This window comes from Pseudomonas deceptionensis, from assembly GCF_900106095.1.
Lineage (GTDB): Bacteria > Pseudomonadota > Gammaproteobacteria > Pseudomonadales > Pseudomonadaceae > Aquipseudomonas > Aquipseudomonas deceptionensis.
Genome location: NZ_FNUD01000002.1, coordinates 4,540,395 through 4,552,417 on the forward strand (window position 1 = coordinate 4,540,395; position 12,023 = coordinate 4,552,417).

9 protein-coding genes are annotated in these 12,023 nt (G+C 61.7%); all 9 read left to right on the forward strand.

The annotated features are described in order from the left end of the window. The first annotated feature begins 284 nt into the window (after window positions 1-284). Window positions 285-1,523 carry an acyl-CoA dehydrogenase family protein gene (locus BLW11_RS21000; protein WP_048359667.1) on the forward strand — a complete coding sequence of 413 codons (1,239 nt, stop codon included), beginning with the start codon at window positions 285-287 and terminating at the stop codon, window positions 1,521-1,523. A 259-nt stretch (window positions 1,524-1,782) separates the two neighbouring features. Next, complete coding sequence (locus BLW11_RS21005; protein WP_048359668.1) at window positions 1,783-2,697, forward strand: LysR family transcriptional regulator; 915 nt, start codon at window positions 1,783-1,785, stop codon at window positions 2,695-2,697. A gap of 131 nt (window positions 2,698-2,828) precedes the next feature. Next, window positions 2,829-4,286, forward strand: coding sequence for a gamma-aminobutyraldehyde dehydrogenase (locus BLW11_RS21010; protein WP_048359669.1), 1,458 nt, complete (start codon window positions 2,829-2,831; stop codon window positions 4,284-4,286). 88 nt (window positions 4,287-4,374) lie between these two features. Beyond that, a complete protein-coding gene (gene ydcS / locus BLW11_RS21015; RefSeq protein ID WP_048359670.1) occupies window positions 4,375-5,526 on the forward strand; it encodes a putative ABC transporter substrate-binding protein YdcS in 1,152 nt (383 codons plus the stop codon). Window positions 5,527-5,632: 106 nt separating this feature from the next. Next, window positions 5,633-6,670 (forward strand): ABC transporter ATP-binding protein, encoded by a 1,038-nt coding sequence (locus BLW11_RS21020; protein ID WP_048359671.1) that lies wholly within the window; start codon window positions 5,633-5,635, stop codon window positions 6,668-6,670. Window position 6,671: 1 nt separating this feature from the next. Beyond that, entirely contained in the window at window positions 6,672-7,619 is a 948-nt protein-coding gene (locus tag BLW11_RS21025; RefSeq protein WP_048359672.1) for an ABC transporter permease, read from the forward strand. Next, window positions 7,609-8,451: an ABC transporter permease gene (locus tag BLW11_RS21030; protein ID WP_048359673.1), complete on the forward strand. Its 843-nt coding sequence runs from the start codon at window positions 7,609-7,611 to the stop codon at window positions 8,449-8,451. The genes BLW11_RS21025 and BLW11_RS21030 overlap by 11 nt, the downstream gene beginning before the upstream one ends. A gap of 79 nt (window positions 8,452-8,530) precedes the next feature. After that, the gene (locus BLW11_RS21035) at window positions 8,531-9,955 is read left to right on the forward strand and encodes a gamma-aminobutyraldehyde dehydrogenase (protein ID WP_048359674.1); all 1,425 of its coding nucleotides are present in this window, start codon (window positions 8,531-8,533) and stop codon (window positions 9,953-9,955) included. A gap of 125 nt (window positions 9,956-10,080) precedes the next feature. Next, window positions 10,081-11,943, forward strand: coding sequence for an NAD(P)-binding protein (locus tag BLW11_RS21040; protein ID WP_048359675.1), 1,863 nt, complete (start codon window positions 10,081-10,083; stop codon window positions 11,941-11,943). Window positions 11,944-12,023 lie beyond the last annotated feature (80 nt).

The window sequence follows — 12,023 nt, forward strand, 5'->3', positions numbered from 1 at the left end:
TCGACCATCTGTAGGCATGCAGTCTGGTATTGAGAGAGGAGGCTTTTTTGGTCACCAAGCGTGGTGTTTTTAGAAGCTAGCGCAATAAGTGATTAGCAAGTTAATACTTTTAAGGCATATGAATAGAACCCTGTCCGGGTATTTGATTAGCACTTTTTCGTATTAAGCATTTAACCGATCCCGGTTTAGGGTGGCCTGACCAGACCACTGGGCCTCGTTGCACTTACTTCACTCATTACAGCGCCAGCGCGCCATTGAGCGCAGGCCCGGCAAGGTCAGACTGCATGCCTAATCCAGATTTGAATATTTGGGGCACCGCCCCAACCGCCCGTTATGAAGAACTGGCCGCCCCCTTTCGCCCGCTGTTTGAACACATCAGCGCGCACGCCGCAGAAGCTGACGGTTCACGCAGCAGCCTGGCCACTGTCATCGCACAGTTGAACGCCCTGGGCTTGCCGCGCTGGCGCTTGCCGCACAGTTACGGCGGGCACGACGCCACGCTGGTTGAGTTGCTGACCCTGCTGACCGAGTTATCCGCGGCGGACTCGAACATCACCCAGGCACTGCGCGGGCATTTCGGATTTTGCGAAGAAGTGCTCGTCTCAAAGAGCCCTGACTGGCAGGCCAAGTGGCTGGACAAACTCAGCCAGGGCGCACTGCTCTCACCGGGCAGTACCGAGGTGGGCACCCAGACCCGTGGCGAATTTGGAACACGTATCTACCGGGCTGAAGACGGCTCGTTGCGGATCACCGGCAAAAAGTTCTACACCACCGGCGCGCTTTACAGCGACCTGATCAACACCGTTGCCACCGGGGAAGACGGCACGCTGTACACCGTGGTAGTCGACCTCAAAGCCCCCGGCGTGCAAATCGTCGATGACTGGAACGGTTTTGGCCAGCGCCTGACCGCCAGTGGCACCTGCCTGTTTGATAACGCCCGCGTGGATGATGAACCGCGCCCCACTGACCAGCGTTTTGCCTACGGGCAATCCTTCTTTCAGCTGTATCACCTGAGCACCCTCGCCGGTATCGCCCGCCGCGCCGCGTTGAGTGGCGCCGAGGAACTGAGCAAACGGGCCAGGACGTTTTCCACGGGCAATGCCGACACCGCAGCCCAGGACGTGCAACTGCTGCAAGTCATCGGCGAAGTGGCCAGCCAGGCCTACGCCGCACAAGCCATTGCCCGGCAAGCGGCGCAGCGTCTGGAGCTCACAGCCCGGTACACCATCGCCAGCGAACACGTGCTGCCCCATGACGACCCTCAGGTAGCACAAGCCGAGCTGGAAGTGAGCCTGGCGGTCAACCCCGTCGTGGATGCCACCCTTGCAGCAACCACCGCACTTTTCGATGCCCTGGGCGCCAGCGCCACCGCAAGCAACAAGGCGCTGGATCGCCTGTGGCGCAACGCCCGCACCCTGGCCAATCACAACCCTCGGGTGTACAAGTCGCGCATTGTCGGCGACTACCTGGTCAACGGCATACGGCCGCCCTCGCAGTGGCGGGTGGGGGTCGCCAAGGGCTGAGTCTGTTTGTTGACTGTCCCGAGCTGCAGTGGCGCTGAACATGGCCAGGCGTCAAGCGAGCCACGCCACTTCTGCTCAAGGGATACGTGCGCCATGCAGCAAAACAATCGACCGGCACATGCGCCACGCAAACGGTGCAGACACTTTAACCCTGGCGATCCACCCGCCTCTTCTCGATTCCTGCAGGACCTGCAAGCTATCGATTAAAAAGATATACACTCGGGCACATCTATAAAAATAGCCCACCGGGTAATCCCCCATGATGACTCTGCGTCAGATCCGCCACTTTATCGCCGTGGCCGAGACCGGCTCGATCTCGGCCGCCGCCCAGGCGGTGTATATCTCTCAATCGACATTGACCCTGGCCATCCAGCAACTGGAGCAGGAAATCGGTGTCGGCCTGTTCAACCGCCACGCCAAGGGCATGACCCTGACCCACCAGGGCCACCAGTTCCTGCGTCAGGCGCACCTGATTCTGGCAACGGTCGACAACGCCAAGCGCAGCCTTCAACAGAGCACCGACCAGGTGGCCGGGCAACTGATCGTCGGCGTGACCAGCCTCGTTGCCGGCTATTACCTCGCCGATTTGCTCACCCGTTTCCAGCGCGCATACCCCAACGTCGAAATTCGGGTGATGGAAGACGAGCGTCCTTATATCGAGCATTTGCTGGTCAGCGGCGAAATCGATGTCGGTGTGCTGATCCTCTCCAACCTCGAAGACCGCCACGCCTTGCAGACCGAGGTGCTGACCCACTCGCCCCATCGCCTGTGGCTACCGGCCCAGCACCCGTTGCTGGAGCGCGACAGCATCAACCTGGCCGACGTGGCCCGCGAACCCCTGATCCAGCTGAACGTCGATGAAATGGACAGCAATGCCCAGCGCCTGTGGTCGCGGGCGGGCCTGCAGCCGCGCATCACGTTGCGCACCGCCTCGACCGAAGCGGTACGAAGCCTGGTGGCCGCAGGGCTCGGGGTGTCGATCCAGCCGGACATGACTTACCGGCCCTGGTCACTGGAGGGTGACATCATCGAAGCGCGGCCGATTGCAGACCTGAGCCAGACCCTCGACGTCGGCCTGGCCTGGCGGCGCGGCACTGCGCGTCCGGCCCTGGTGGACCCGTTCCTGACCGTCGCCCGCGAGCAACCTCACGGCGGGCGCAAGCCATCTATTTAATCGAACGCCACCTTCAGTATTAAGTATTTGTCGACCTCGGGCCTCAAGACTAATCTTGTTACATCTATAAGACGGTCGGGGGCCCAGTCACAGGGAGCACCATGGCCACACAAGAAAAGAGAACCCGCAAAATGCCAGCCGCGCAAACTCCGTTGTTCACCGCACTGTTAATCGATGGTGAATTGGTCGCAGGCCAGGGCATTGCAGAGCCAATCCTCAACCCCGCGACCGGTGAAGTGCTGACCCACATCGCCGAAGCCAGCACCGAGCAGGTAGAGGCCGCGATCCTCGCCGCTCACCGCGCGTTTGCCGGCTGGGCACGGACCACGCCGCAACAACGCTCCAACCTGCTGCTGGAGATCGCCAATGCGATCGAAAAAAACGCCGACTTGCTCGCCCGCCTCGAATCGCTGAACTGCGGCAAGCCGCTGCATCTGGCCCGCAAGGACGACCTGAGCGCTACCGTCGACGTGTTCCGCTTCTTCGCCGGTGCCGTGCGCTGCCAGACCGGCCAGCTCAGCGGCGAATACCTGCCGGGTTACACCAGCATGGTGCGTCGCGATCCGATTGGGGTGGTGGCCTCGATTGCGCCATGGAACTACCCCATCATGATGGCCGCCTGGAAAATCGCCCCCGCGCTGGCCGCTGGCAACACCCTGGTATTCAAGCCTTCCGAGCACACGCCACTGTCGATTCTGGCCCTGGCGCCAGCACTGGCCCAGATCCTGCCACGCGGGGTGATCAACATCATCTGCGGCGGCGGTGAAAGCGTGGGCAGCTGCCTGGTCAGCCACCCCAAAGTGCGCATGGTTTCGCTGACCGGCGATATCGTCACCGGGCAAAAAATCCTGTCGACCGCCGCCAAAACCCTCAAGCGCACCCACCTGGAACTCGGTGGCAAGGCCCCGGTGATTGTCTGCAACGATGCCGACATTCAAGCCGTGGTCGAAGGGGTACGTACCTATGGCTATTACAACGCCGGTCAGGACTGCACCGCGGCCTGCCGGATTTATGCACAAACCGGGATTTACGACCGACTGGTGGCGGAACTCGGTGCCGCCGTCAGCAGCCTGCGCTTTGCCGGCAAGCGCGACGCCGATAACGAGATCGGCCCGCTGATCAGCACCCGCCAGCGCGACCGCGTCTCCAGCTTCGTCGAACGGGCCCTCGGCCAGCCGCATATCGAACGCGTCACCGGCGCTGCCGTGCACTCCGGGGCCGGCTTCTATTACCAGCCCACCCTGCTGGCCGGCTGCAAACAAAGCGATGAAATCGTCCAGCGCGAAGTCTTCGGGCCCGTGGTCACCGTGACCCGTTTCGATGAGCTGGAGCAGGCCGTGGACTGGGCCAACGACTCCGAATACGGCCTCGCCTCTTCGATCTGGACCCAGAACCTGGATAAAGCCATGCAGGTTGCAGCGCGGCTGCAGTACGGCTGCACCTGGATCAACAGCCATTTCATGCTGGTCAGCGAGATGCCCCACGGCGGCCTCAAGCGCTCGGGGTACGGCAAGGACCTTTCCAGCGATTCACTGCAGGACTACAGCGTGGTGCGGCACATCATGGCCCGCCACGGGCAACATTTATAAAAACCGGCACCTTCCAATAACAAGCCGCTCACGGCGCTTCATCACGTTCAAAACTGCCCCGACCATAATTAAAAAAGAGGGAAACCCCATGTTCGTGCACAAGACCGCATTGCTCAGTGCAATCACCACCGCGCTGCTGGCCAGCGCCACGCTCCAGGCCGCCGAACCTCTCCAGGCCGTCGGTGCCGGCGAAGGCCAGCTGGACATCGTTGCATGGCCCGGCTACATCGAGCGGGGCGAAAGCGACAAGGCCTATGACTGGGTGACCGGTTTCGAGAAAGAAACCGGCTGCAAGGTCAACGTCAAGACCGCCGCCACCTCCGATGAAATGGTCAGCCTGATGGCCAAGGGCGGCTATGACCTGGTCACCGCCTCCGGCGACGCTTCGTTGCGCCTGATCGTTGGCAAGCGTGTGCAGCCGATCAACACCGCACTGATCCCGAACTGGAAAAATATCGACCCGCGACTGGCCGATGCGCAGTGGTACGTGGTCAACAAGCAAACCTACGGCACCCCGTATCAGTGGGGCCCGAACGTGCTGATGTACAACACCAACGTATTCAAAACGGCACCTGACAGCTGGAAGGTGGTGTTCGATGCGCAGAACCTGCCGGACGGCAAGCCGAACAAGGGCCGCGTGCAGGCCTATGACGGCCCGATCTACATTGCCGATGCGGCGCTGTACCTGAAGACCGCCAGGCCGGAACTGGGCATCCAGAGCCCTTATGAACTGACCGAACCGCAGTACCAGGCCGTGCTTGAACTGCTGCGTGCCCAGCAGCCGTTGATCCACCGCTACTGGCACGACACCACCGTGCAAATGAGCGATTTCAAAAACGAAGGTGTGGTCGCGTCCAGCGCCTGGCCGTATCAGGTCAACGGCCTGATGAACGAGAAACAGCCAATCGCCTCGACCATCCCGAAAGAAGGCGCCACGGGCTGGGCTGACACCACCATGCTGCATGCCGAAGCCAAGCATCCCAACTGCGCCTACAAGTGGATGGACTGGTCGCTGCAACCCAAAGTCCAGGGCGACGTAGCGGCCTGGTTCGGTTCGCTGCCAGCGGTGCCTGCGGCGTGCAACTCGAGCGAGCTGCTCGGCGCGCAAGGCTGCAAGACCAACGGCTTCGACCAGTTCGAGAAGATTGCCTTCTGGAAAACCCCGCAGGCTGAAGGCGGCAAATTTGTGCCGTACAGCCGCTGGACCCAGGACTACATCGCGATCATGGGCGGTCGCTAAGCCCTCTCCGCCAGCAGGCTCACTCCCGCATTTGATTGCACTCCCCCCGCGGGAGGGAGCCTGCTCGCGCAGCTTTTAAAGATTCTGTTTTTTGGAGCACCGCACCATGACACTTGCAGTCCAGTTCACCCAAGTTTCCCGTCAATTCGGCGAGGTGAAAGCCGTTGACCGGGTTTCCATCGATATCAAGGACGGCGAGTTCTTCTCCATGCTGGGCCCTTCCGGCTCGGGCAAAACCACCTGCCTGCGGCTGATCGCCGGTTTCGAACAACCGAGCGCAGGTTCTATCCGTATTCATGGCGAAGAAGCCGCCGGGCTGCCGCCGTACCAGCGTGACGTAAACACTGTGTTCCAGGATTACGCACTGTTCCCGCACATGAACGTTCGCGACAACGTCGCTTATGGCCTGAAAGTCAAAGGGGTTGCCAAGGCCGAGCGCCTGATGCGCGCCGAAGAGGCGCTGGACATGGTCGCCCTCGGCGGCTACGGCGATCGCAAACCGGTGCAGCTCTCCGGCGGCCAGCGCCAGCGCGTGGCCCTGGCCCGCGCCCTGGTCAATCGCCCCCGCGTGCTGCTGCTTGACGAGCCCCTGGGCGCCCTCGACCTGAAGCTGCGCGAACAGATGCAGAGCGAACTGAAGAAGCTGCAACGCCAGCTTGGCATCACCTTCATTTTCGTCACCCACGACCAGACCGAAGCACTGTCGATGTCCGACCGCGTAGCCGTGTTCAACAAAGGCCGCATCGAGCAGGTCGATACCCCGCGCAACCTGTACATGAAACCGGCAACCACCTTCGTTGCCGAGTTCGTCGGCACCTCCAACGTGATCCGCGGTGATCTGGCCCGCCGGTTGAGCGGCAGCCCGCAGTCGTTTTCGATTCGCCCCGAACACGTACGTTTCGCCGAGGGCCCCCTGGCCAGCCACGAGATTGAAGTCAGCGGCCTGCTGCACGACATCCAGTACCAGGGCAGCACCACCCGTTACGAGCTGAAACTGGAAGACGGCCAGACCCTGAACATCAGCCGCGCCAACGTGCAATGGCTGGATGTGAGTGCCCAGCACCACACGGGGCAACCCATCAGCGCCCGCTGGGCACGCGAGGCCATGGTCCCGCTGAACGACACCGTTACAAGCGGAGTATGAGATGAACAGCGTGTCTATCCCTCAAACCCGGGCCGACAACTCGCCTTTGCGCAGGTTCTCCAACCTGTTGTATCGCCGCCCCAACCTCTACCTGTCGATGCTGCTGGTGCCGCCGTTGCTGTGGTTCGGCGCGATCTATCTGGGCTCGCTGCTGATGTTGCTGTGGCAAGGTTTTTACACCTTTGATGACTTCACCATGGCGGTCACTCCCGACCTGACCCTGGCGAATTTCGCAGCGCTGTTTCAACCGTCAAACTTCGACATCATCGTGCGCACCCTGAGCATGGCCATCGTCGTGTCGATCGCCAGCGCCGTTGTCGCGTTTCCGATTGCCTACTACATGGCGCGCTACACCACCGGCAAAACCAAGGCGTTTTTCTACATCGCGGTCATGACGCCGATGTGGGCCAGCTACATCGTCAAGGCTTACGCCTGGACGTTGCTGCTGGCCAAGGGCGGCGTGGCGCAGTGGTTCGTTCAACACCTGGGGCTGGAGCCGGTATTGCAATTCATCCTGGGCATTCCTGGCGTGGGCGGCAGCACCTTGTCGACCTCGCACCTGGGCCGCTTCATGGTGTTCGTCTACATCTGGCTGCCGTTCATGATTCTGCCGATTCAGGCGTCTCTGGAACGCTTGCCGCCTTCCTTGCTGCAAGCCTCGGCCGACCTTGGCGCCAAGCCGCGCCAGACCTTTATGCAAGTGATCCTGCCACTGTCGATTCCGGGCATTGCCGCCGGTTCGATCTTCACGTTTTCACTGACCCTGGGCGACTTTATCGTGCCGCAACTGGTCGGCCCGCCGGGCTACTTCGTCGGCAGCATGGTGTACGCCCAGCAAGGCGCCATCGGCAACATGCCAATGGCAGCGGCCTTCACGCTAGTGCCGATCGTGCTGATCGCCATTTACCTGTCCATCGTCAAACGTCTGGGGGCCTTCGATGCGCTCTGAATCAAAGAAACCGGCGCCGGAAAAACAAGGCGACCAAGCGTCCCTGGGCCTGAAGATCGCCGCCTGGGGCGGGTTGGTGTTCCTGCACTTCCCGATCCTGATCATCTTCATGTACGCCTTCAACACCGAAGAAGCGGCCTTCAGCTTTCCGCCCAAGGGGTTCACCCTGCACTGGTTCAGCGTGGCGTTTTCGCGCCCTGACGTGCTTGAAGCGATCAAGCTGTCGGCACAAATTGCAGCGATTGCGACGCTGATTGCAATGGTGCTCGGCACCCTGGCTTCGGCAGCGCTGTACCGCCGGGATTTCTTCGGAAAGCAAGGCATCTCGCTGATGCTGATCCTGCCCATCGCCCTGCCCGGGATCATTACCGGTATCGCGTTGCTGGCCACGTTCAAGTCGTTTGGCATCGAACCGGGGATGTTCACCATCATCGTCGGCCACGCGACCTTCTGCGTGGTGATCGTCTACAACAACGTGATCGCACGCTTGCGCCGTACCTCCCACAGCCTGATCGAAGCCTCGATGGACCTGGGCGCTGACGGCTGGCAAACCTTCCGCTACATCATGTTGCCGAGCCTGGGTTCGGCGCTGCTCGCAGGCGGGATGCTGGCGTTTGCCTTGTCGTTCGACGAAATCATCGTCACCACCTTCACCGCCGGCCATGAACGCACCCTGCCGCTGTGGCTGCTAAACCAGCTCAGCCGCCCACGGGACGTACCCGTCACCAACGTTGTCGCGATGCTGGTGATGATGGTGACCATGCTGCCGATTCTCGGCGCCTATTACCTGACCCGTGGCGGCGAAAGCGTTGCGGGCAGCGGCGGCAAATAACGCCATCACTGAAGAGTCCGCCCTCCCCTGTGGGGGCGGACTTGGGCAGAACAATAAAAGTTTCGACAAGGACAACGTCATGCAAACCAAACTTCTGATCAACGGCCAACTGATTGACGGCGAAGGCCCCGCCCAACCGGTGCTTAACCCGGCACTCGGCAGCGTACTGGTGCACATCAACGAAGCCAGCGAAGCCCAGGTCGATGCCGCCGTACGGGCTGCCGATGCTGCGTTTGACAGCTGGTCGCAAACCCCGCCAAAAGACCGCTCGCTGCTGTTGCTTAAAATCGCCGATACCATCGAAGCCCACGGCCAGGAGCTGGCCAGGCTGGAGTCGGACAACTGCGGCAAGCCTTACAGCGCCGCACTGAACGACGAGATCCCCGCGATTGCCGATGTGTTCCGTTTCTTCGCCGGCGCCAGCCGCTGCATGAGCGGTTCGGCCGGGGGTGAATACCTGCCGGGCCACACCTCGATGATCCGGCGCGACCCGGTGGGCGTGATCGCCTCCATCGCGCCCTGGAACTACCCGCTGATGATGGTTGCCTGGAAAATCGCCCCGGCCCTGGCGGCCGGTAATACCGTGGTGCTCAAACCTTCGGAGCAGACCCCGCTGACGGCGCTGCGCCTGGCGGAGCTGGTATCGGACATCCTCCCGGCCGGCGTACTGAACCTGGTGTTCGGCCGCGGCCAGACGGTGGGCAGCCCGCTAACCACGCACCCCAAAGTGCGCATGGTGTCACTGACCGGTTCGATTGCCACCGGCTCGAATATCATTTCCGGCACCGCCGACAGCGTCAAACGCATGCACATGGAACTGGGCGGCAAGGCCCCGGTAATCATCTTTGACGACGCCGACATCGACGCCGCCGTAGAAGGCATCCGCACCTTCGGTTTCTACAACGCCGGACAAGACTGCACCGCCGCCTGCCGCATCTACGCCCAGGAAGGCATCTACGACACGTTCGTCGAGAAGCTCGGCGCGGCAGTGAGCAGCATCAAGTACGGTTTGCAGGGCGATCCGTTGACCGAACTCGGCCCGCTGATCACCGCCCGCCACCGCGATCACGTGGCAGGGTTTGTCGAACGCGCCGTGGCGCAGCCGCACATCCGTTTGATCACCGGTGGCAAGGCGGTGCCAGGCGATGGCTTTTTCTTCGAGCCGACCGTTTTGGCCGACGCTCTGCAGGACGATGAAATCGTGCGCCGCGAAGTATTCGGGCCCGTGGTGTCGGTGACTAAATTCACCGACGAAACCCAGGTACTGGGCTGGGCCAACGACTCGGACTACGGCCTGGCGTCGTCGGTCTGGACCTCGGACGTCGGTCGCGCACACCGCCTGTCTGCACGCCTGCAGTACGGCTGCACCTGGGTGAACACCCACTTTATGTTGGTCAACGAAATGCCACACGGCGGTCAAAAGCTGTCCGGTTATGGCAAGGACATGTCCATGTATGGCCTCGAGGACTACACCACCGTGCGCCATGTGATGTTCAAGCACTGACAACCTCGCGGACCGCAAGCCGGCCCGCGAGGGTCCACCACACCATGCGTGCATCACCCGACTGTGTGCAGCTGTTGCCGATTGCGGGACCGGGGGGCGCTTATAACAATAAACAAGGACTCACCATGGACATCACCCGTCGCGACTTTCTCAACGGCGTCGCCATCACCATCGCCGCCGGCATGACCCCGCTGCAAATTCTGCAGGCTGCCCCCGATGGTCGCTATTACCCCCCTGCCCTGACCGGCCTGCGCGGCAGCCACGTCGGCTCCTTCGAAATCGCACACCAGATGGGCTGGGAGAAAAAGGTCTTCGACACCGATCACCTGCCCGTCAGCGAAGAGTACGACCTGGTGGTGGTCGGCGGGGGCCTGAGCGGGCTGTCAGCGGCGTGGTTCTACCGTGAAAAACACCCCGACGCGCGCATTCTGATTCTGGAAAACCACGACGACTTCGGCGGCCACGCCAAGCGCAACGAATTTTCAGCCGGGGGCCGGATGATCCTCGGCTACGGCGGCAGCGAAGCCTTCCAGTCGCCGAACCACCTGTTCAGCAACGAAGTGAACGGCTTGCTGAAAAAGCTCGGGGTCAACACCAAGCGCTTCGAAACCGCCTTCGACCGCCAGTTCTACCCTGGCCTGGGCCTGTCCCGCGCGGTGTTTTTCGACAAGGAAAACTTCGGCGAAGACAAACTGGTCAGCGGCGACCCGACACCGATGGTGGCTGACGACATCGCCCCGGACCAGTTGCATGCCCGCCCCATCAGCGACTTCATCAACGATTTCCCCCTGCCGCCTGCGGATCGCAGCGCCTTGATCGCCCTGCACGTCGCGCCCAAGGATTACCTCGCGGGTAAAACCACCGAGGAAAAAACTGCCTATCTGGAAACCACCAGCTATCGCGACTTCCTGCTCAAGGACGTCGGCCTGTCTCCCGCCGCGGTGAAGTATTTCCAGAGCCGCACCAATGACTTTATGGCCCTGAGCATCGACGCCGTCGCTTCGTACGACGCCTACAACGTCGGCTTCCCCGGCTTCGGTGCGATGAACCTGGAACCCATCAGCGAAGAAGCCCAGGCGGAAATGGAAGAGCCGTATATCTACCACTTCCCGGATGGCAACGCGTCGCTGGCGCGCTTGCTGGTGCGCAGCCTGATCCCGAGCGTGGCACCGGGGCATACCATGGACGACATCGTCCTCGCCCCGTTCGACTACGCCAAACTGGATCAGCCCAAAGCCCCATTACGCCTGCGCCTCAACAGCACCGCAGTCAGCGTGCGCAACGTCGGCGAAGGCGTGAACATCGGCTACAGCCGAGGCGGCCAGCTCAGCCAGGTGCGCGGCAAACATTGCATCATGGCCTGCTACAACATGATGATTCCGTTCCTGCTCCGCGACCTGCCGCCAGAGCAGTCCCACGCCCTGAGCCAGAACGTGAAATACCCGCTGGTCTACACCAAAGTGGTGATCCGCAACTGGGAGTCGTTCCAGAAACTGGGGGTCCACGAAATCTACGCCGCGACCCAGCCCTACAGCCGCATCAAGCTCGACTACCCGGTGAGCATGGGTGGCTACGAACACCCGCGCGACCCGAAGCAACCGATCGGCCTGCACATGGTCTACGTGCCCACCAGCCCCAACAGCGGCATGAACGGCCGCGACCAGGCCCGCGCCGGACGCGGCCGGCTCTACGGGCAATCTTTCGAAATGCTCGAAGCGCAACTGCGCGACCAGCTGCAACGGATGCTCGGCCCGGGTGGTTTCAATCACCAGACCGACATCCTGGCCATCACCGTCAATCGCTGGTCACACGGTTACGCAACGTTCTCCAACAGCCTGTTCGACGATGCCGATAAAAGCGAAAAACTGATGAACCTCGCGCGCCAACCGCTGGGCCGGGTGAGCATCGCCAATTCGGATGCGGGGTGGAGCGCCTATGCCCATGCAGCGATAGATCAAGCACACCGGGCGGTGGAGGAAGTGGCGTAACCCACCTCCCTGCGGCACCGACACAAAAAAGCCGGCAGGCCCCCAGGGGCTGACCGGCTTTTTTGTGTTGCGCCAGGATG